Raw genomic sequence first — 19,892 nt, 5'->3', positions numbered from 1 at the left:
ACTAGATTTTAAGAACTTCTTTATACTGCATACGGTACAAATTGGCGTAGAAGCCTTCTTTTTCAAGCAATTGAAGATGATTGCCTTCTTCGACAATTTGTCCTTTATCCACCACAATGATTTTATCCGCTTCCTGAATCGTTGAAAGCCTGTGCGCAATGACAATGGCCGTCCGGCCCTGCATTAACGTTTCAATCGCTTTCTGAATAAGTTCTTCCGTTTCACTGTCTACCGAAGAAGTCGCTTCGTCCAGCACAATGATTTTCGGCTCGTGCACCATGGCTCGCACAAAGGAAATAAGCTGACGCTGCCCGACAGAAAGCGTGGAACCTCTTTCCATGACATTATAGGCATAACCGCCCGGAAGCCTTTCAATGAAATCATGAACGCCGACGAGCTTGGCTGCTTCTACAATTTTTTCATGCGTTATGGAAAAATCTCCCAGCCGGATATTGTTTTCGATTGTATCGGAAAACAGAAAAACATCCTGAAGGACGACACCGATGTTCTTGCGCAATGCATTCAGTTCAAAATCATGAATTTCAATGCCATCGACGTAAATGCTTCCTTTGTTGATATCGTAAAAACGCGATAACAGATTGATAATGGATGATTTTCCGGCACCGGTCGCGCCTACAAACGCGATGGTCTCGCCTTCTTTTACCGTAAAATTGATGTCTTTCAGTACATATTCTTCTTCATTGTAAGCAAACCAGACGTTTCTGAATTCTACGTTCCCTTTGATCGTTTCCGGCGCAATGGTTCCTTCATTGGAAGTATACTCGTCACTGTCAAGCAGTTTCAGGATTCTGTCCGTACTTACAATTCCCATTTGCAAGGTATTGAAACGGTCTGCAAGCTGGCGGATCGGACGAAAAAACAGGTTGATAAACATAACGAATGCAGTAACTGTACCAAAAGTCACTTCTGCATCAAGAATTTGCCGCGAACCATACCAAACGACAAGGCCCGTTCCTGCCGCTGCAATCACATCGGCAACCGGATAGTAAATGGAATAATACAGAATAGACCGGATATTGGCATCCCGGTGAACTTTATTGATTTCCTGAAATTTCCTGTACTCAATATCTTCACTGCTGAAAATCTGGACAATCCCCATTCCCGTCAGATGTTCCTGAACAAACGAGTTGAGGTTGGAAACCGCCGCACGCACTTCATTGAATGAATCCTTGATATTTTCCTTGAAAACATACGTACAGTACAGCATAACCGGAATCATGGACAAACTGATCAGTGACAGCTTCCAGTCGGTATAAAACATCACGGCAATAATGAGCGTAAGCTGCAAGATATCGCCTGCAATGGCGGCCATTCCGTCACTGAATACATTGGAAAGCGTTTCCACATCGGAAATCGTGCGCGTCACAAGACGTCCGATTGGCGTGTTATCAAAAAATTTGAGCCTCAGCCCGATGATTTTCTGGTAAAGCTGCACACGGATATCACGAATAATATACTGCCCGAGCCAGCCCGACATATACGTATTCCAGAACTGCGCGAGGCCCTGAATGACTGTAACGACAATCATTACAACCAACATGACCGTCAGCTGCGAATAATCGCCGTTTGCAATCGGCGTATCAATCGTGTATTTGATTAAAAGAGGCGTAAGCGGCGCAAGCAATGCATTCAGTAAAATAATCCCGATCAGCAGATAAAACTGCTTTTGATACGGACGAACGAATGTATAAAGACGTCTTAATGTAGGAAGATCGAATATCTGGCCGCTTTTGGTTTCCTGCTTCACCTTGTATTTTGGATTATGGCTTTTCTAGATCAACAATGTAAATGTAAAAAATGTCACCCGCAGATTAAAAAAACCTTTCCCGGGAATGCATTTTGAACAAATTACTTACCTTACATGCTCGTCACTTCACACAAATGAATATGAATTTACTGCTTAGCCTTTGCGTAGGACTGGGCCTGAGCGCCAGCTGCGGTTTCAGGGTTTTTCTGCCCATGCTTGCGGCCAACGTGGCGGCCATGAGCGGATGGATTTCGCCGGGTGAGCAATTTGCCTGGCTGAGCACCTGGCCGGCTTTCTTTGCATTGCTTTCCGCTACAATCGCTGAAATCGGCGGTTATTACATTCCGTTTGTTGACAATCTGCTGGATACCATTGCCACGCCCGCCGCAGTAATTGCCGGAACCTTACTCACAACTTCAGTAATTGAAATCAATAATCCGGTTCTGCATTGGGGTCTTGGCCTGATGCTGGGCGGCGGCACAGCCGGGATTGTGCAGGCGGGTACGGGTTTACTCCGGCTGTTATCTTCCAAAACAACGGCGGGTTTTGGAAATCCGGTTGTTTCCACGGCCGAAAACGTTGCTTCGTTCAGCTTGTCCGGTCTGGCAATTTTCCTGCCTTTCCTGGCGATCGTGCTGGTAGTTTTGCTGGTTATCTGGCTTTTAAAAAGGTTGATGAGTCTGAAAAAGTTATAACTGACCCTGTTTGCAATGTGCAATACCATTCCTGTTCATTCTCTTCCCAAAACAACAGATCAGGTTCCGGCGCTGAAAATATACAGATTCAAAAACAGCAGCACCGCACAGAAGGAATCGCCGTTATCGCTGCCGATTACCCCGCTGCCTACGAATACGCCGCACCGCCATACCTATTACGAGATCCTTTTTATAGAAGAAGGCCAGGGCTTTCACGAAATTGATTTCCGTTCCTATCCGGTTCAGGGTGCCGGAATGCATTTCCTTACGCCCGGCCAAGTTCATTTACTCACATTTTCCACTTCATTCCAGGGTTACATCGTAGCGTTTTCCGAGGATTTTTATACTTTTTACAATCCGGTAAATCCATCCCTTTCTTCACTCCCGTTTTTTCAGCCTCAACGCCGTCAGCCTGTTTTAACCATTTCCGAACCTGAAAAGAAGTATTTTCACAATATTCTGGAAAATATGGTTTCTGATCATTTGCATGCCGGTGCAGACCAGACCATGATTGGCAAATACCTTGGCATTTTACTTCAGAAGTGCAGTTCACTGGTCAGGGAAAAGGACAATCTGCCCGAATCACCGGTGCATACCGTTCCGGAACTGGCCGGCAGATTTCAGGAAATGGTTGAGAAAAATTTCAGGCAAATGCATGAAGTACAGCAATATGCGCAGGCACTTTCGGTTTCTCCCGATTACTTGGGAAAAATGGTCCGGAAACATCTCGGCATTTCTTCACAGGAATATATTCTGGATAAGTTACTGCTTGAAGCCAAGCGGCTGCTTGTTTTTACAAGCCTGAGCAGCAAGGAAATCGGTTATCACATCCATCTGGAAGATCCATCGTATTTCAGCAGAATATTTAAAAAGAAAACCGGTCTGACGCCGAATGAATACCGGGACCATGTTCGGAAAAGTACCATTTAATAGCAAAAATGTACCTTGCCGCAGCATTTTGACCAGAATATATTTGCGATATACTTATAAAAAATGGCTAAATAGTACCATACTTATAACTTATGCAAATCCGAAACGATCTTACTGCTGCCGCAATCCAGCCGAAAATTGATAAACTCTGGCAGCTTTCTGCCGAGAAAATCAATCTTATTTCCAGAGAATACGACAACTCCAAAGGTACGCCGGTATTTACCGTAGACGGAAAATACACATTGCGCGGCTGGACCGAATGGACGCAGGGGTTTCAGTACGGCGCGGAAGTATTGCAATTTGACGCAACGGGTGAAACCGCTTTTCTGGAAAGTGCGCGAAAAAACACCATTGGCAACATGGCGTCGCACGTCAGTCATTTCGGTGTACACGATCATGGTTTCAATAACGTAAGCACGTACGGAAATTTACTGAGACTGATGAATGAAGGCCGTATTCCGGAAAATGAATGGGAACGCAACTTTTATGAGATCGCGCTTAAAGTATCCGGCTCTGTTCAGGCTAAACGCTGGACGGCTACAAAGGACGGACAAGGTTTTATTCATTCGTTCAACGGTCCGCATTCTTTATTCGTTGACACGATCCGCTCCGTTCGTGCTTTGATGGTTTCTCACTTGCTGGGCCATAGCCTGATGGGTGAAAACGACGTAAAAACCAGTTTGCTCGAACGCGGAACGCTGCATTCCATTGCAACTGCGAATTATTCGGTTTACTACGGAGAAGGCCGTGACAGTTATGATTTGTGGGGAAGAACGGCGCATGAAAGTGTGTTCAATACAAACGACGGAAATTACCGGTGCCCGAATTCACAACAAGGATTTTCAGGATTTACAACCTGGACACGCGGACTTGCCTGGGCTATGGCCGGATTTGCAGAACAGCTTGAATCGCTGCCGCTGTTTTCCGATGAAGAACTGGCTTCCCTGGGCGGACGCGCTGAAATCGAACGCATTTACCTGAAAGCAGCCAAAGCAACCTGCGATTTTTACATCGAAAATACAGCTTCGGACGGCATTCCATATTGGGATACAGGCGCTCCGCAACTATACAAACTGGGCGATTACACGAACCGCAGTTCCGATCCTTACAATGAATTTGAACCCGTTGACAGCTCGGCAGCAGCCATCGGTGCGCAGGGATTGCTTCGTCTGGGAAAATACCTGAATGACAAAAACCAGTCTGAAGAAGGAAACCGTTACTGGCAGGCAGGACTTACTGCGCTAAACACGCTTTTTGACGAGCCATACCTTTCCACAGACCCGAATCATCAGGGACTGATCCTGCATTCCATTTATCACCGGCCAAATGGCTGGGACAATATTCCGGCCGGACAAAAAATCCCGAACGGAGAATCCAGCATGTGGGGCGATTATCACGCCCGCGAGGTCGCTTTGTACCTGCACCGGATTAACAAAGGACTGCCTTATTATGCCTATACTGCCAGTGTGAAGTAACCTGAGACGATCCATTTCATTTACCTGAAAAATCATTTAACATTGGAGAACATCACACTTGATCGCTGCTGCATTCATACGATTACAACCAAGCCGTGGAGCCTTCCGCAAGCCGTTGAAAATTATGCAGCCATGGGTATAAAAGGCATCAGCGTATGGCAGAATGCTACGGAAGGCATCGGGCCTCATCGTGCGGGTGAAATCATCCGCGAGGCTGGTCTTGAAATAGTTTCTTATGTCAGAGGCGGCTTTTTTACGCATACCGGCAGCGCCGGAAGAGCACAGGCAATTGAAAACAATAAAAAGCTGCTGGAAGAAGCCGCTGCACTGGGCGCTTCCATGCTCGTACTGGTTTGCGGTGCATCGCCCGGCCAGTCATTGGAAACATCCAGACAACAGATTAAAGAAGGAATTACGGCAATTCTGCCTCTGGCCGAAAAGCTGAAAGTCAAGCTTGCCATTGAGCCTTTGCATCCGATGTACGCTGCGGACCGTTCGGCAATCAATACGCTGGCGCAGGCCAATGACATGGCGGAACACTTTAATTCTCCGTTTGTAGGCATTGCTGTGGATGTATATCATTTATGGTGGGACGGAAATCTGGAAGGTGAAATTGCACGATGCGGCGCAAACGGAAATCTTTTTGCTTATCACGTCTGCGACTGGAAAGTAAATACGATCGATATGCTCAATGACCGCGGGTTGATGGGCGAAGGCTGTATTAATCTGAAGCAAATCCGCAGCTGGGTCGAAAACACCGGCTTTAAAGGTTTCTGCGAAGTCGAGATTTTTTCAAATATCCACTGGGCAAAAGATCAGCATTTGTTTTTGGAAGAAGTTGTTGAGGCGTTTGTTTCGAAAGTTTAATATTTCCTGGCGATTAGCCATTAGCTTTTAGCTATTAGCTGTTAGCTTTTAGCGATTGGCAATTTGTCTTTGCGAAAGTCAAACCTTTAAATATTCAATAGCTGAAAGTTAAATACTAAAAGTCAAAACCAAATCCTAAAAGCCAAAAGCTAACCGCTAAATGCTAATTAGCTAATGGCTAATAGCTAAAAAAAAACCACCATGACAACACATACCATTGGCATCATCATGAACGGCGTAACCGGCAGGATGGGAACAAACCAGCATTTATTACGATCCATAAAGGCAATAATTGAACAAGGCGGCGTCAGGATTTCTGCCGAAGAAACCATTATGCCCGACCCGATTCTTGTAGGCCGGAACGAAAGCAAACTGCAGACGCTCTGCAAACAAGCCGGCATTCAGAAATATACAACGGACCTTGATTCGGTACTTGCCGATCCGCAGTATCAGGTTTATTTTGACGCTCAGGTTACGGGAAGACGGGCCGAGTCTGTGAAAAAGGCGATTCTTGCCGGAAAACATATTTACTGTGAAAAACCGACGGGAACTTCTGTGCAGGAAGCACTTGAATTGTATGAACTGGCGACTTCGGCCGGACTGAAAAACGGCGTTGTGCAGGATAAGCTTTGGCTTCCCGGACTGCTGAAACTGAAACGTTTGATGGAGAATGACTTTTTCGGAAAAATCCTTTCGGTACGCGGAGAATTTGGTTACTGGGTTTTCGAAGGACACAGTATTCCTGCCCAACGGCCGTCCTGGAATTACCGGAAGGAAGATGACGGCGGAATTATTGTAGACATGCTTTGCCACTGGCGCTATGTGCTGGATAATCTTTTTGGCAATGTAAAAGCCGTTTCCTGCCTCGGAGCCACGCACATTCCCGAACGCATTGACGAAAACGGAAATCCTTACAAATGCACTGCCGATGATGCCTGCTACGCGACTTTCGAGCTGGGAAACGATGTCATTGCCCATTTCAATTCTTCCTGGACCGTCCGCGTCCGCCGCGATGATTTACTGACTTTGCAGGTTGACGGGACAAAAGGCTCTGCTGTTGCCGGATTGCGCGACTGTTATATCCAGCATTACGGAAATACGCCGAAACCCGTCTGGAACCCGGATATTCCGCAGCCGATTCCGTTTTTTGAAGGTTGGGCAAAAGTACCTGAACAGGAAATTTTTGACAATGCCTTTAAAGCGCAGTGGGAATTGTTTTTAAAACACATTGTAAAGGATACGCCTTTTCCGTGGGACCTGAAAGCCGGAGCAAGAGGCGTTCAGCTTGCTGAAAAAGGAATTGAAAGCTGGGAAAAACGTCAATGGGTCAACATCGAGGAATTATGAAAAAAACAGCCCTGATCACCGGAGGAAGCCGCGGAATCGGTTTTGGCATTGCAAAAGCTTTGGCGAACGAAGGTTACAATCTTGCTATTAACGGCGTGCGTGATGAGGAGAATGCCGCCGCCGCGTTGGACGAACTCCGACAGCTTGGCGCCGAGGTGTTGTATTGTCAGGGAAATGTTGCGAGTTCCATTGACCGTGAACTCGTTATAGAAAAAGCATATGGTGTTTTCGGGCAGATTAATGTGCTCGTAAACAACGCCGGAATTGCACCGCGCGAACGACTGGATATTCTGGAAACTTCCATAGAAAATTATCATGAAGTCATGAAAACGAATCTGGAAGGACCGTTTTTCCTGACGCAGGCCATTGCAAAAAGAATGGCGCATATCAAGCAGAACAATCATGCTTTTGAAGCTGCGATCATTTTTGTAACCTCCATTTCAGCAACTGTTGCATCGGTAAACCGCGGTGAATATTGTATTTCCAAAGCCGGACTCGCCATGACAAACCTGCTTTTCGCAGTCAGAATGGCCGAGTTCAACATTCCCGTTTATGAAGTACGGCCGGGCATCATTGCTACGGACATGACGTCCAAGGTCCAGGAAAAATACGACAATTTATTTCAGAACGGCATTGCACTGCAACCGCGCTGGGGAACGCCGGAAGATGTAGGAAAAGCCGTTGCTTCGCTTACAAGAGGCGATTTCCCCTACTCCACCGGACAGGTTATCGGCGTGGACGGCGGAATGCTGATTGACAGGTTGTGATGAGCTGTTGGCGATTAGCTTTTAGCGTTTGGCTGTTTGTTGTTAAAAGTGAGATGTGAAATGTAGTTTTTTGAATTCGAACTTTCAGCTATTTTGCTTGTTATCAGGAAATTAAATATAAGTATCAAAATAAAAGATTTACTCCATTGTAACTCTCAAAAATAGTTAATCAAATCCCCAAGAAGCTAACAGCTAACAGCTGGTAGCTAATCGCCAACCACCATGCTACAAACAACCGAATCACGCCCTTCTTTGCTTTCGCAACTTCTACAAGTGCCGGTTATTGTGGCGGCATTGGGTTATCTGGTCGATATGTATGACCTTTTTCTTTTCAGCGTTGTGCGTGTTCCTAGTCTTAAGGCACTGAATGTTCCGGCTGAAAGATTGCTTACTGAAGGAATCAGTCTGCTTAATTACCAAATGGCCGGAATGCTGATCGGCGGTGTTCTCTGGGGAATCATTGCAGATAAAAAGGGACGGTTATCGGTCCTTTTCGGTTCTATTATCATGTATTCACTGGCCAATATCGGCAATGGATTGGTGACATCGCTGGAACAATATGCATTACTCCGTTTCATTGCGGGCGTAGGACTTGCAGGCGAGCTTGGAGCAGGCATTACGCTGGTCACAGAAGTACTTCCGAAAGAAATCCGCGGTTACGGCACTACGCTTGTTGCAACATTGGGCGTTCTGGGCGCCATACTTGCCTATTTTGTGGCGGATCTTTTTGCATGGCGGATTTCCTATTTCGTAGGCGGCGGAATGGGCTTGCTGCTTTTGGTGCTGCGGTTCAATGTTTTTGAATCGGGCATGTTCCGACAAATAAAAGAACAGACTGCGGACCGGGGAAATATTTTGATGATCCTGACAAACGGAAAACGTTTCGGAAAATACCTGATGGCCATACTCGTCGGCTTACCGATCTGGTTTGTAGTCGGAATTCTCATTACATTTTCGCCGGAGTTCGGTGCAGCTAAGGGAGTTGAAGGAATCAATGCAGGAAAAGCAGTGATGCTGGCATTTTCCGGACAGGTTTTGGGAGATATCGGAAGCGGGCTGCTCAGTCAGTATCTGAAAAGCAGGAAACGGGTGATCGGCTTGTTCATTATGCTTTCACTGGCTATGGTGATCGGCTATCTGATGATTCCGATGCAGGATCTGTTTTCCTTTTATCTGATGTGCACTTTACTTGGATTTTGCAATGGCTACTGGACCCTGTTCATCACCATTGCGGCTGAGCTTTTCGGGACAAACCTGCGTGCGACCGTTGCAACGACGGTTCCAAACTTTGTCCGAGGCGCCACAATCCCGCTGGCTGCATTGTTTGTAAACTTCAAACCCGATCTGGGTGTAATACAAAGCGGATTACTGATCGGAGCCACAACGAGCCTTGTCGCGCTGACTGCACTTTACTTTCTGGAAGAGACTTTTACAAAAGACATGAATTTCATCGAAAAGGAGTAATGTCCGATTTCATAAAACGAAAAAAGCGGCTTTGGAGTGAAAGCCGCTTTTTTCGTTTTATAAGCCTTTATAATGAGATTTCAGGACTTTTTCACAAGAAAGCAATCCAACAACTCCGTACCGTTTAATTGCTTATTTTACATAATTGCCACTCAGCATTTCCATTTCTCCGCTCATGTACTTTGTATAACATAGTACCAAGCATAACATATACATTTGTCATGTTCTTTTAGTTACAACAACAGCAAATCATAAATAAATATAGCCATGAAAAATTCAGTAAAAACCTTCGCATTCGCATTAGTTCTTTTAGCAACTGCCACTTTCACTGCCAGCGCAGAAGACAAGGAAACCAAAAAAGCATCGACGTTCGGAACAGGCATTTATCCGACAAAATCCGGCAAAATCAATGTTCTGGTAGACAAAGTCAATAAAGATGCCAGCACAGTGCTTCTGGTCAAAAATGAAAACGGTGATGTTGTTTATCGTGAAAAGATTAACAAGAACGAGCAAAAATTCGGCCGCTCACTGAACCTGGATGAAATGGAAGCCGGTAAGTATCGTCTGGAAGTAATCAGCGGCAATGAAATGCAGTCTAAAACATTCCAGTTATCTGCACAAAAAACAGAAAGAATGCTTACTGTGAAGTAATCGTTTTCTGCATCAAATTTAAAAGCAGGCTTCCGCTGATCCGGAAGCCTGCTTTTTTGCGTTACGATGTGACTTCAATGCAGCTTGTGAGTCTAATGTACAAAGCTACATTTCCAAAAGTTCTGTTTTTAATAGAACTTTTATTTAAATTTGACCATTCATGCTGATAGAAGGAACAAGAATCCTGATTAAATTAAAGCTTAAAAATCAAGGAAATACAAAGTTGACTAAGGCTATTGAAAACCTGATTGCAGATTTTGAAAGTATCGAATGTATTTCAACAGAAAACTTTCAGACGCTAAGAAAAGATGCGGATAAAGTTCATAGCAATGGCATTTACTTTCTTAATATTCATCATCACCGGGTATTGGTATTGATTGAATTTGAAGAAAATGAAGCAACTGTATTATGGGCTGGCTCACATGACGAATATGTAAGCATTTTTAAGAACAACAAAAGAAGTATTGAAAAATGGCTCAAAAGCAACAATATTCTGAAATGAAAGAAACAGATATTTTATCCATAATCCGGAAAGGTGAAATAACTTCTGAACTCGATCTGGAAAGAGCCGTCTTGGCTGAAAGATCTTTACGCATGCTGAGTGAAGAACAACCAGAACTGAAACCGATGAGAAAAGAACTTAGAGCTTTAATCATCCAATACGAATCTGCTCATTGGTCGGATGAAAGCTTGGTTACAGAAGCTCAGGTTGCGGAAAGCGATGCGGCAGAAATCCAGGCTGCCACAGAATTTAAATTTTTCAGACGGAGAAGAGCGTTGATCCTGGAAAAGCTAAAAAGCCTTGGCCTCAAACAGAATGACCTTGGAATATTGCTGGCTCATAGCAAATCCTATACTTCTGAACTGCTGAACGGAATCCGTGCTTTTTCAGCCAATGACCTTCTTTTGATCCATAAATTACTGGACATTGATATGGAAGATTTGTTTTTTACCGAAATCCCGGCTGCTACTTTAAACAGAATTCAAGGCTCATTGCAAAAAATGGCAGAAAGAAATATCAAACTGGATAAAAATGGACTGAAACTTGTTCCGCCGGCAAAGAAGCGTTTATCTGAAAGTACTTTGTGAACAATAATACTTTTATCTACTTGACCCGAGATTTTACGGCCAATCATTTTCTAAAAACAGCCTGATATAAGGAGATAACTCTTCAATGCCTCTTTTTAATTATCCGAGAATCAATCGCTTTAATCTGCAAGCAGAAACACGGAATTGAAAACAAAAATGGCTATCATTACGAAAACATGCACCGGCTTAAATTTAATCCGTGCATTGATCCTGAAAAATGACTCAAAAATCTTTATCAATAAATAATTCAGATCTTACTCACATGGATTCTCGTCGGGACTTTCTTCAGAAACTTTCATTTGGAATTGGTGCAACGGCCATTTCCGGCTTGCCTGCTTATGCCGGCGCATCATGTGCCAGCCCAAAAGCTGACAAACAATTACGGGTCGCCATTATGGGACTTGGAAGTTACGGTACGCGCGTTGCGGAGGCAATGAAAGATTGTAAAATGGCCACGTTGGTCGGGGCTGTTTCGGGAACGCCTTCCAAGCTGGAAACCTGGAAACAGAAATACAACATTCCGGAGAAAAATACTTATAACTACGAGAATGTAAGTAAAATAAAAGACAATCCGGATATAGATCTTGTTTATGTAGTTACACCCAACTCGCTGCATCACAAGCATGTACTGCAAATTGCCGCTGCAGGAAAACATGTACTTTGCGAAAAACCGGTTGCTGACAATGCAAAGCAAACGCGCGAAATGATCGCAGCCTGCGAAAAGGCGGGTGTAAAATTCTATATCGGTTACCGCATGCATTTTGAACCGCATACCCGCGAGCTGATCCGGATGCGCGAAGCCGGCGAATTTGGCAAAATTATGCACGTCAACAATTACATGGGTTTCAAATCCGGCGATCCGAATCAGTGGAGGCTCAAAAAAGCATTGGCTGGCGGCGGTGCAATGATGGATGTGGGCATTTATGCACTGAACGGCGCAAGATATGCAACGGGCGAAGAACCGATCTGGGTCACTGCGCAGGAAAGCAAAACGGATCCCGTAAAATTCAAGGAAGTGGACGAAACCATTATGTTCCAGCTTGGCTTTCCGAGCGGTGTAATCGCCAGTTGCGGAACCACTTACAATTTCAATAATTATGAAAGACTATATGTGGTCGGCGAAAAAGGTTTTGCGGAACTAAGCCCGGCTTTCAGTTACGGCCCGATTAAAGGCCATACGCATTTGGGTCCGATGAACCAGCCGGTTGTAACGCATCAGACTCTGCAGATGGACGGTATTGCAGACATTATCCTCAACAACAAACCCGACCCGAACGTAAGCGGAGCCGAAGGTTTAAAGGATATGATTGTTGTGGATGCAGTTTATGAATCGATCCGGAAAAATGGCGCAAAAATTATGTTGACAGGTAAATAACAGCACTTTCATGCAGGCAAGAATCACCATGGCAGTTCCGAATCTGTTTAAATTATGCATTTTCGCCGCTCTGGTGATTTTTGCGTTTAATACCGGTTGCAGCAGAAAAAATAGTTCTGTTTCCAAAAGTGAAAGTCCGGAAAACCGATTTAAAATAATTGGTTATTTACCTAATCAGGCTAATCTTCTTGCATCCGCCGACCAGGTCGATTTTGCTAAGATTACGCATTTGTATATTGCATTTGTAAATCCGGATTCATTGGGAAATCTGATGGGAACGGCAAACCTGAGAGCAATGGCAGAACGGGCGCATTCCAGAAATGTAAAGATCATGGCTTCCATCGGCGGAGGCGGTGCTCCGCATTACTATCCTTCTTTTCTGACCGGAGAAAAGAAAGCAAAACTGATTGATGATCTTGTAAATCTGGCTGTTGACAATAAACTGGACGGAATTGATGTGGATCTCGAAGGAGCATTGATTGATGCCAATTATGAGAATTTTGTAGTGGATCTTGCAGCGGCGTTGAAACAGAAAGACAAGCAGATTACCGCAGCCATTGCCACGGTTTACAAAGATCAGTTTACCGATAAAGCTTTGGCGCAATTTGATTTTGTAAACATTATGTCTTACGACCGTACCGGTCCGTGGCGGCCTGAAAAACCCGGCCCGCATTCGCCTTATGAAATGGCCGAAGAAGATCTGGATTACTGGCTTGATACGCGCAAAATCCCGAAGGAAAAACTGACATTAGGCGTTCCCTTTTACGGTTACGGCTTTGGAGGCACCGCTCCGGAAAGCATTTCCTTTAAAAATATCCTGCAACAATATCCCGACTCAGTCATGCAGGACGAAATGAAAATAAACGGCGGCGCTGTATACTATAACGGAATACCGACCATCCGAAGAAAAACAGAACTGGCTTTACAAAAAGTCAGCGGCATAATGATCTGGCAATTATTGCAGGACAGCACAGGAAAAAAGTCGCTGCTTGGAGAGATTGATGAAATGGTGAAAAAGAAAAAATGAGTTGATGCGGGCAATTTTGTTATTAATCTTGCTCAGAAAATTATTTGAAATACACACACATACATATTGAATGAAAATTGAAAAATATTCGATTAAAACGGATAATGATTCTACCATTTTTCAATTTACAAGTATTGGGCCAAAAGGCTCCATTGAGAAACTTATCCAGTTTCAAAAAATTTATGATGGGGTTTATAACTTAGCCTTCGGTGACAAAAATCAGGACACAGGTAATCTTGATGATCAGGTTATTTCTGATAATGGAGATAGCGAAAAAGTTCTTGCAACGGTTGTATCTGCATTATATAAATTTTTTGACGCTTATCCCGATTCAGTAGTTTATGCTGTTGGCAGTAGCACATCACGAACAAGGCTCTACCGAATGGGAATTTCCAAGTTTTTTAGGGAAGTAACCGAAGACTTCCATGTTTATGGCGAAATTGGAGATGAATTTTGTGACTTTGAACTAAACAAAGAGTATACTTCGTTTTTGGTTCGACGAAGATTTAGTTAAACTGCATACTATGAAAACTAATCAACAACGCTGGAAAAATAGAGTACCAAAAGTTGAAATTGATCCTTCTCTGGACAACTACCAAAATGTTGTGCTTTTTCCTGAAAAACTTGCCCAGGCTATTACAAGCTTGAAAAAAGCAAAATTTCCAAAATCCATGCAGTTAAGACAAAACCAAGATTAGCTTCATTAGTTTGCTATTTATGTTATAATTATAATGTTACAAGTTCACTGATTGGTATTTCCAGCGCGACCGAAATCTCGTATAACAAGTAAATGGAAGGTGCTACTTTCCCGTTTTCCATACGTTCAATAGACTGCCGATCCTTGTTACATGCACGTGCAAGATCCGACTGACTCCATCCTTTTTGCGTTCTGAGCTTAACAATGCGTTGACCAATAAGTCTTTGAAGTTCAGATTTAGTCATTACATACATATTGCTTTTTAGCTAAGATCTGCTTAGTTCAACATTCTTAAATAGCGCATTCAGCAAATCGCAAGGAGCTACATCCATTGCTAAGGCAATAAGGTAAAGTTCCTTTGCACGCAAATGCGCGCCATCATTTAATGTCAACTCGCTCAGCCGCGAAGCACTGATTCCTGTCTTTCTAGAAATTTCGGCTTTATTAATTGATTTTCTACCCAAGTAAAGACCTAATTCTGTCATGATTTCCAGCTTTTTCAAATTATAAATTTAGATAGGCTGACGATCCTTCAAGAATTCTTGATTACTAATTAGCAAACTAACCAGAATATCAATATATTTATACAGAAATTCTATATAAATATATTAAAATCCAGATTATTTTTTCATTGATCATTTATACTACTATGAAGCAAGTTCAGTCCTTCACACGGCAATTAAAAATCTATTATAAATTTCAGACAACTTCTTCTTATCAATTCAAGATTGTTCCCGAAATACGACTTTGCGGTAAATGGTTGCAGGAAATTGGTTTTGATCACGGGCAACTTATAACGGTGCGACTGGAAGATAACAGGCTTATTATTGAGCATACAATGTAAAAATTGAAACCGGAATTCTTATTGTTAGCAAGTATGGATTACTAACTCGTGGACTTTATAAGCAAACCGGACCTCAACTCTGCCCGGCATTGTTTTAATATGAAAAGATCTGCAGTTATTCATTCAATCATTATAAGTGTGACAGCGATGCTATTGCCGCTTTCACTTTCTGCTCAAATTATGGATTCTAAATCAATCGTAGCACCCGGAGCTCAGGTTGAAAAAATTGGTGACGGCTATAAATTCACGGAAGGTCCGGTTGCCGATAAGGACGGAAATGTGTTTTTCACAGACCAACCAAATAATAAAATCATTCGATGGGATGCGGAAACAGGCAAATTCAGTACTTTTTCTGATAGTCCCGGCCGTGCAAACGGCATGTATTTTGACAATAAAGGCAATCTTGTAGCATGTTCGGACGAAGAAAATCAGGTTTGGTCATTTGATAAAAACGGAAAGCCGACTGTTTTGGTAACCGATTACGAAGGCAAACTTCTGAACGGCCCAAACGACATCTGGATTGATCCGAAAGGCGGCATTTACCTGACTGATCCACTGTATAAACGGGATTACTGGAAACGCAATCCGGAAATGCAACAGGAAGGTGAGCATGTTTATTATTTAAGCCCAGGAAGTAAAAAGCTTGTCCGCGTTGATGAAAAGCTAAAAAAACCGAATGGAATAATCGGAACTGCTGACGGCAAAAAACTTTATGTAGCCGATATTGGTGACAATAAAACCTACGTATATGACATTGCTCAGGACGGATCGCTGACAAACAGAACTTTGTTTGTTTCAAAAGGTTCGGACGGAATGATTCTGGATGAGGAAGGCAATCTTTACATTACCGGTGACGGCGTTACGGTTTTTGATAAAAAAGGTGAACAAATTGCTCATTTTCCGGTGCATAAAGGCTGGACAGCCAACTTGTGCTTTGGAGGAAAAAATCGTGATTTGCTTTTTGTAACGGCTGAAACAGCAGTTTATGGCTTGAAAATGAAGGTTAAAGGAATTAAGTAAGAGCCCCGGCAGAGACTTTCTGTTTTTACATATAGTCGAAACGGAATGCAGGAAAGCTCCAGCCGGAGCCATTGGTTTGTTATTCCATGCTGTGTTGCTACAAACAGAGGGCTCCTCCAGAGCCAATTATGCGAGCTCCGGCAGGGGCTTTCTGTTTTTATATATAGTCGAAATGGAATGCAAGGAGGCTCCGGCCGGAGCCATTGGTTTGTTATTCCATGCTGTATTGCTACAAACAGAGGGCTCCTCCGGAGCCAATTATGCGAGCCCCGGCAGGGGCTTTCTGTTTTTATATATAGTCGAAATGGAATGCAAGGAGGCTCCGGCCGGAGCCATTGGTTTGTTATTCCATACTGTATTGCTACAAACAGAGGGCCCCTGCCGGAGCCAATTATGCGAGCCCCGGCAGGGCTTTCTGTTTTTACATATAGTCGAAATGGAATGCAAGGAGGCTCCGGCCGGAGCCATTGGTTTGTTATTCCATGCTGTGTTGCTACAAACAGAGGGCTCCTCCGGAGCCAGTTATGCGAGCCCCGGCAGGGGCTTTCTGTTTATAGAAATGGATGATTTGAATTGAAAAATCAAACTCCGGAGGAGTTGCCTTTTTAGTTTACAAAGGGCTCCGGCCGGAGCCTTGTTGCCGTTCACACAATAACATCTCCCGATTGCAACTTCTGTAATAAATTCTGGTTCTCTGATTATTATCCAAAATCAAAAAACCAGCCATGAACACCTGTTTCACAAACAATCTTTTTAGTACCCGATTACTCCTCTTCGCCACCTTTGTTTCACTTGCTTTTTCATCCTGCCGAACTGCTGAACTTGCGGTAAACGGCGAGCTTAGAAATGGATCCGAGATGTATGATGTCAAAGGAAAACAAGGTTTTCAGATTGGTCAGACGTTATCTTTTGGCGCGTACAAAACCGGCAAGGTAAAACGTGGCTGGACATTCAATTATGCAGTTCCGTTTATTATGAAGTTTAACGGAGCAAAGCAAAAACTAAGCTTTCAGCAATTTGGAGCAAACAACAAAACAGCTGACATAGCTTTGGTAAGCCGGTTTAAGGAAACGGAATTCGAACCTATCAAAGATTATTTCTCAATTGCGCTTCAATACAAAAATTACTTTGCGGGAACTATAAAGCTGAATTCCGAAGAAGATTCCTGGGATTTCATCGTGCACAATGTAGATGGCACTAGCCGGAGTATCAGAAACAATCAGACCATCGGATTCGCAAGAAACCGTCAAACCCGGATTGACATCATTGGCATTCGCGAGCTGGAAGGATCCTCTGCACTGATCACACAAGGTGATGTTTACGGATATGAGTTTCAGATGCAGGGAAAAGTCATTGGAGCAGTTTCCACAATAAATAACGGAAAAGTATGGATCAGGAAAGAACTTGATGATGATCTTAAACTGGTACTTGCAAGTATTTCTTCCGGATTGATGTTGCGGAATAGCCTGGAAGACGATGCATTGAGCATGAACTGAGATTCAATTATTGCTCCATAAGATTCAATTGATAAATTGCGGTTTGAAAAGAAAATTTTCTGACATATGAAACGCTTTACTCAGGCTATAATTATAACCGCCAGCATGACCTTATCAATCAATGAAGCCGCTGAGGCACAACAAAGTAACAATCCTTTTTTATCCGAGTACAACACGCCGTTTCAGGTTCCGCCTTTCAATAAAGTGGAACCTGAACATTTTATGCCTGCATTTGCAGAGGGCATGAAAGAACAGCAAAAAAGAATTGAGGCAATTTGCAAGCAGCAGTCTGCTCCGAACTTTGAAAATACCATTACTGCGCTTGAAGAAAGCGGCGACTTGCTGAAAAATGTGAGCACCGTTTTTTTCAACCTTTCTTCAGCCCATACAAATCCTGAAATTGAAAAGATATCAAAGGAAATTGCGCCCCGGTTGTCTCAGCACAGCGATGACATTTACCTGAATGCCGAACTGTTTAAAAGAGTAAAAACAGTCCATGAAAAGCAGGCAGGTGAAAACCTTTCCTCTGAACAAAAGCGGCTCCTCGAAAAAATGTACAAGGCATTTGTCCGAAGTGGAGCCAATCTGAATGGTGCGCAGCAAGCCCGGACGCGGGAGATCAACAAAGAGCTTTCGGTACTTACCGTGCGTTTTGGCCAAAACCTGTTGGCCGAAACAAATAATTTTGAGCTGATTGTTGACAAAGAATCGCAGTTGTCGGGATTGCCTGTTTCGCTGAAATCCACTGCGGCACAATCTGCGAAAGAGGCCGGACAGGATGGAAAATGGAAATTCACCTTACACAATCCGAGCGTAATGCCTTTTTTACAATATGCGGACGACAGGCAGCTCCGAGAAAGGATGTACACGGCTTATATCAACCGCTGCAATTACAACGATCAATACGACAACAAGGAAATCATAGCGCAGATTGCAACCTTGCGTGCTGAAAAAGCTGATTTGCTTGGCTATAAGTCGCATGCCGATTACGTACTCGAAGAAAGCATGGCCAAAAGGCCCGCACAGGCTTATGAACTGCTTAACAGTCTTTGGAAAGCGGCACTTCCTGTTGCCAAAATGGAAGCGCTGGAAATGCAGAAAGTTATGGGCAAAAACGGCAAAGGTGAACAGCTGGAAGCCTGGGACTGGTTTTACTATGCCGATAAAGTGCGGAAAGAGAAATATAACTACAATGCAGAAGAACTGAAACCGTACTTCAAACTGGAAAATGTCAGAGACGGTATTTTTACGGTTACTGAAAAACTTTACGGGTTGACTTTCAGCGAGGTTAAAGATATTCCCAGATACCATGAAGACGTAGTCGCCTATGAAGTAAAGGAAGCGGACGGCACACATGTGGGAATATTTTACATGGATTTTTTCACACGCAAATCCAAACGCGGCGGTGCGTGGATGACATCATACCGGAAGCAGGCGATCAAAAACGGAAAGCGCATTGCACCGGTTGTATCCATTGTCTGCAATTATGCAAAGCCTGCTGCCGGTGAACCCGCCTTACTGACGCCCGATGAAGTTGAAACGTACTTTCATGAATTCGGACATGCATTGCATGGCTTGCTGTCAAACGTGAAATTTGAAACATTGTCCGGAACTTCCGTTCCGCGCGACTTTGTGGAATTGCCGTCGCAAATTATGGAACACTGGGCTTTTGAACCCGAAGTTCTGAAATTTTATGCGAAACATGATCAGACCGGCGAAGTGATCCCGAACGAACTGATTGAAAAAATGAAAAAGGCTTCCAAATTCAATCAGGGATTTGCAACGGTGGAATATCTTGCGGCGTCCCTGCTGGATATGGGTTATCATACAATACGTTCCGGTACGAAAGTGCAGACGACATCATTTGAAAAGGAACAAATGAACGAACTCGGATTGATCAGGCAAATTGCACCGCGTTACCGCAGCACCTATTTTCAGCATGTATTTTCGGGCGGCTACTCAGCCGGATATTACAGTTACATCTGGTCGGAAGTATTGGACAGCGATGCTTTTGCAGCTTTCAAGGAAACCGGAAATCTGTTTGATCCTGCCACTGCCAAATCTTTCCGGAAAAATGTTCTGGAAAAAGGTGGAACCGAAGAGCCGATGAATCTGTACAAATCCTTCCGGGGCCGTGAACCGGATGTGAAATACCTGCTCGAGAACCGCGGACTTGACAAAGCACTCTGATCCGAATATGATTTAAACCGTTTTTTCAATAACATTATTTTATTGCTGCAGTTTCTACATAAATGCCAATATGAGGTGCTTTGACCTCATATTGGCATTTATGTTATTTGCCAGCAACTGAACATAGGCCGTTATAAAGTGCATAATGGCAAAGAACGGGCAGTAACTTAAATCGATTGGTTACAGCATT

21 protein-coding genes are annotated in these 19,892 nt (G+C 43.7%); 18 read left to right on the top strand and 3 right to left on the bottom strand.

Going from position 1 to position 19,892, the window contains the following annotated elements; genetic code table 11:
• Nucleotide 1: 1 nt before the first annotated feature.
• A complete protein-coding gene (locus tag FEM55_RS12595) occupies nucleotides 2-1,768 on the bottom strand; it encodes an ABC transporter ATP-binding protein (protein WP_138281735.1) in 1,767 nt (588 codons plus the stop codon).
• A 140-nt stretch (nucleotides 1,769-1,908) separates the two neighbouring features.
• On the opposite strand from FEM55_RS12595, the gene FEM55_RS12590 reads away from it, so the two are divergent.
• The 14 genes from FEM55_RS12590 to FEM55_RS24955 all read left to right on the top strand — a co-directional run bounded on the left by FEM55_RS12590 (nucleotide 1,909) and on the right by FEM55_RS24955 (nucleotide 14,153).
• Complete coding sequence (locus FEM55_RS12590) at nucleotides 1,909-2,463, top strand: DUF4126 domain-containing protein (protein WP_229209233.1); 555 nt, start codon at nucleotides 1,909-1,911, stop codon at nucleotides 2,461-2,463.
• A 15-nt stretch (nucleotides 2,464-2,478) separates the two neighbouring features.
• The gene (locus FEM55_RS12585; RefSeq protein ID WP_229209232.1) at nucleotides 2,479-3,393 is read left to right on the top strand and encodes a helix-turn-helix domain-containing protein; all 915 of its coding nucleotides are present in this window, start codon (nucleotides 2,479-2,481) and stop codon (nucleotides 3,391-3,393) included.
• A gap of 92 nt (nucleotides 3,394-3,485) precedes the next feature.
• Complete coding sequence (locus FEM55_RS12580) at nucleotides 3,486-4,868, top strand: glycoside hydrolase family 88 protein (RefSeq protein WP_138281732.1); 1,383 nt, start codon at nucleotides 3,486-3,488, stop codon at nucleotides 4,866-4,868.
• A 42-nt stretch (nucleotides 4,869-4,910) separates the two neighbouring features.
• Nucleotides 4,911-5,735: a sugar phosphate isomerase/epimerase family protein gene (locus FEM55_RS12575; RefSeq protein WP_138281731.1), complete on the top strand. Its 825-nt coding sequence runs from the start codon at nucleotides 4,911-4,913 to the stop codon at nucleotides 5,733-5,735.
• A 201-nt stretch (nucleotides 5,736-5,936) separates the two neighbouring features.
• Nucleotides 5,937-7,082: a Gfo/Idh/MocA family protein gene (locus FEM55_RS12570; protein ID WP_138281730.1), complete on the top strand. Its 1,146-nt coding sequence runs from the start codon at nucleotides 5,937-5,939 to the stop codon at nucleotides 7,080-7,082.
• Entirely contained in the window at nucleotides 7,079-7,849 is a 771-nt protein-coding gene (locus FEM55_RS12565; RefSeq protein ID WP_138281729.1) for a 3-ketoacyl-ACP reductase, read from the top strand. Before FEM55_RS12570 ends, FEM55_RS12565 begins: the two co-directional genes overlap by 4 nt.
• A 222-nt stretch (nucleotides 7,850-8,071) precedes the next feature.
• Nucleotides 8,072-9,313 (top strand): MFS transporter, encoded by a 1,242-nt coding sequence (locus tag FEM55_RS12560; RefSeq protein WP_138281728.1) that lies wholly within the window; start codon nucleotides 8,072-8,074, stop codon nucleotides 9,311-9,313.
• Between the two features lie 267 nt (nucleotides 9,314-9,580).
• Nucleotides 9,581-9,964 carry a hypothetical protein gene (locus FEM55_RS12555; protein WP_138281727.1) on the top strand — a complete coding sequence of 128 codons (384 nt, stop codon included), beginning with the start codon at nucleotides 9,581-9,583 and terminating at the stop codon, nucleotides 9,962-9,964.
• A gap of 160 nt (nucleotides 9,965-10,124) precedes the next feature.
• A complete protein-coding gene (locus tag FEM55_RS12550; protein WP_138281726.1) occupies nucleotides 10,125-10,466 on the top strand; it encodes a type II toxin-antitoxin system HigB family toxin in 342 nt (113 codons plus the stop codon).
• Nucleotides 10,463-11,053, top strand: a complete 591-nt coding sequence (locus tag FEM55_RS12545) for a helix-turn-helix transcriptional regulator (RefSeq protein ID WP_138281725.1) — start codon at nucleotides 10,463-10,465, stop codon at nucleotides 11,051-11,053. The genes FEM55_RS12550 and FEM55_RS12545 overlap by 4 nt, the downstream gene beginning before the upstream one ends.
• 262 nt (nucleotides 11,054-11,315) lie before the next feature.
• Nucleotides 11,316-12,428: a Gfo/Idh/MocA family protein gene (locus FEM55_RS12540; protein ID WP_138281724.1), complete on the top strand. Its 1,113-nt coding sequence runs from the start codon at nucleotides 11,316-11,318 to the stop codon at nucleotides 12,426-12,428.
• 10 nt (nucleotides 12,429-12,438) lie between these two features.
• The gene (locus FEM55_RS12535) at nucleotides 12,439-13,455 is read left to right on the top strand and encodes a glycosyl hydrolase family 18 protein (protein WP_138281723.1); all 1,017 of its coding nucleotides are present in this window, start codon (nucleotides 12,439-12,441) and stop codon (nucleotides 13,453-13,455) included.
• A gap of 70 nt (nucleotides 13,456-13,525) precedes the next feature.
• A complete protein-coding gene (locus FEM55_RS12530; protein WP_138281722.1) occupies nucleotides 13,526-13,969 on the top strand; it encodes a DUF6934 family protein in 444 nt (147 codons plus the stop codon).
• Between the two features lie 10 nt (nucleotides 13,970-13,979).
• The gene (locus FEM55_RS24955) at nucleotides 13,980-14,153 is read left to right on the top strand and encodes a hypothetical protein (RefSeq protein WP_171036543.1); all 174 of its coding nucleotides are present in this window, start codon (nucleotides 13,980-13,982) and stop codon (nucleotides 14,151-14,153) included.
• Between the two features lie 28 nt (nucleotides 14,154-14,181).
• On the opposite strand, the gene FEM55_RS12525 is transcribed toward FEM55_RS24955, so the two are convergent.
• Together FEM55_RS12525 and FEM55_RS12520 are read right to left on the bottom strand one after the other, a co-directional pair.
• On the bottom strand, nucleotides 14,182-14,397 hold the full coding sequence (locus tag FEM55_RS12525; protein WP_138281721.1) for a helix-turn-helix domain-containing protein: 216 nt from the start codon (nucleotides 14,395-14,397) through the stop codon (nucleotides 14,182-14,184).
• Nucleotides 14,398-14,418: 21 nt separating this feature from the next.
• Entirely contained in the window at nucleotides 14,419-14,637 is a 219-nt protein-coding gene (locus tag FEM55_RS12520) for a helix-turn-helix domain-containing protein (RefSeq protein WP_138282550.1), read from the bottom strand.
• Between the two features lie 164 nt (nucleotides 14,638-14,801).
• Between FEM55_RS12520 and FEM55_RS12515 the strand changes: the two genes are divergently transcribed.
• The 4 genes from FEM55_RS12515 (at nucleotide 14,802) to FEM55_RS12500 (ending at nucleotide 19,702) form a co-directional block, all read left to right on the top strand.
• Entirely contained in the window at nucleotides 14,802-14,996 is a 195-nt protein-coding gene (locus tag FEM55_RS12515) for a SymE family type I addiction module toxin (RefSeq protein ID WP_138281720.1), read from the top strand.
• A gap of 180 nt (nucleotides 14,997-15,176) precedes the next feature.
• Nucleotides 15,177-16,016: an SMP-30/gluconolactonase/LRE family protein gene (locus FEM55_RS12510; protein WP_229209231.1), complete on the top strand. Its 840-nt coding sequence runs from the start codon at nucleotides 15,177-15,179 to the stop codon at nucleotides 16,014-16,016.
• A gap of 725 nt (nucleotides 16,017-16,741) precedes the next feature.
• Nucleotides 16,742-17,512 carry a hypothetical protein gene (locus FEM55_RS12505; protein ID WP_138281718.1) on the top strand — a complete coding sequence of 257 codons (771 nt, stop codon included), beginning with the start codon at nucleotides 16,742-16,744 and terminating at the stop codon, nucleotides 17,510-17,512.
• A 105-nt stretch (nucleotides 17,513-17,617) separates the two neighbouring features.
• Nucleotides 17,618-19,702 carry a M3 family metallopeptidase gene (locus FEM55_RS12500; RefSeq protein ID WP_229209230.1) on the top strand — a complete coding sequence of 695 codons (2,085 nt, stop codon included), beginning with the start codon at nucleotides 17,618-17,620 and terminating at the stop codon, nucleotides 19,700-19,702.
• Nucleotides 19,703-19,892 lie beyond the last annotated feature (190 nt).

Source organism: Dyadobacter sediminis, assembly GCF_005860765.1.
Classification (GTDB): domain Bacteria; phylum Bacteroidota; class Bacteroidia; order Cytophagales; family Spirosomataceae; genus Dyadobacter; species Dyadobacter sediminis.
Note: the sequence above shows the minus strand (reverse complement) of the source record. Positions and strands in the feature narration are given on the sequence as shown.

What these genes read in the sequence shown, in the direction of transcription:
- FEM55_RS12590 (WP_229209233.1), top strand. Translation starts at nt 1,909, where the DNA reads ATGAATTTACTGCTTAGCCTTTGCGTAGGACTGGGCCTGAGCGCCAGC.
- FEM55_RS12585 (WP_229209232.1), top strand. Translation starts at nt 2,479, where the DNA reads ATGTGCAATACCATTCCTGTTCATTCTCTTCCCAAAACAACAGATCAG.
- FEM55_RS12580 (WP_138281732.1), top strand. Translation starts at nt 3,486, where the DNA reads ATGCAAATCCGAAACGATCTTACTGCTGCCGCAATCCAGCCGAAAATT.
- FEM55_RS12570 (WP_138281730.1), top strand. Translation starts at nt 5,937, where the DNA reads ATGACAACACATACCATTGGCATCATCATGAACGGCGTAACCGGCAGG.
- FEM55_RS12565 (WP_138281729.1), top strand. Translation starts at nt 7,079, where the DNA reads ATGAAAAAAACAGCCCTGATCACCGGAGGAAGCCGCGGAATCGGTTTT.
- FEM55_RS12560 (WP_138281728.1), top strand. Translation starts at nt 8,072, where the DNA reads ATGCTACAAACAACCGAATCACGCCCTTCTTTGCTTTCGCAACTTCTA.
- FEM55_RS12555 (WP_138281727.1), top strand. Translation starts at nt 9,581, where the DNA reads ATGAAAAATTCAGTAAAAACCTTCGCATTCGCATTAGTTCTTTTAGCA.
- FEM55_RS12550 (WP_138281726.1), top strand. Translation starts at nt 10,125, where the DNA reads ATGCTGATAGAAGGAACAAGAATCCTGATTAAATTAAAGCTTAAAAAT.
- FEM55_RS12545 (WP_138281725.1), top strand. Translation starts at nt 10,463, where the DNA reads ATGAAAGAAACAGATATTTTATCCATAATCCGGAAAGGTGAAATAACT.
- FEM55_RS12540 (WP_138281724.1), top strand. Translation starts at nt 11,316, where the DNA reads ATGGATTCTCGTCGGGACTTTCTTCAGAAACTTTCATTTGGAATTGGT.
- FEM55_RS12535 (WP_138281723.1), top strand. Translation starts at nt 12,439, where the DNA reads ATGCAGGCAAGAATCACCATGGCAGTTCCGAATCTGTTTAAATTATGC.
- FEM55_RS12530 (WP_138281722.1), top strand. Translation starts at nt 13,526, where the DNA reads ATGAAAATTGAAAAATATTCGATTAAAACGGATAATGATTCTACCATT.
- FEM55_RS24955 (WP_171036543.1), top strand. Translation starts at nt 13,980, where the DNA reads ATGAAAACTAATCAACAACGCTGGAAAAATAGAGTACCAAAAGTTGAA.
- FEM55_RS12525 (WP_138281721.1), bottom strand. Translation starts at nt 14,397, where the DNA reads ATGACTAAATCTGAACTTCAAAGACTTATTGGTCAACGCATTGTTAAG.
- FEM55_RS12520 (WP_138282550.1), bottom strand. Translation starts at nt 14,637, where the DNA reads ATGACAGAATTAGGTCTTTACTTGGGTAGAAAATCAATTAATAAAGCC.
- FEM55_RS12515 (WP_138281720.1), top strand. Translation starts at nt 14,802, where the DNA reads ATGAAGCAAGTTCAGTCCTTCACACGGCAATTAAAAATCTATTATAAA.
- FEM55_RS12510 (WP_229209231.1), top strand. Translation starts at nt 15,177, where the DNA reads ATGGATTCTAAATCAATCGTAGCACCCGGAGCTCAGGTTGAAAAAATT.
- FEM55_RS12505 (WP_138281718.1), top strand. Translation starts at nt 16,742, where the DNA reads ATGAACACCTGTTTCACAAACAATCTTTTTAGTACCCGATTACTCCTC.
- FEM55_RS12500 (WP_229209230.1), top strand. Translation starts at nt 17,618, where the DNA reads ATGACCTTATCAATCAATGAAGCCGCTGAGGCACAACAAAGTAACAAT.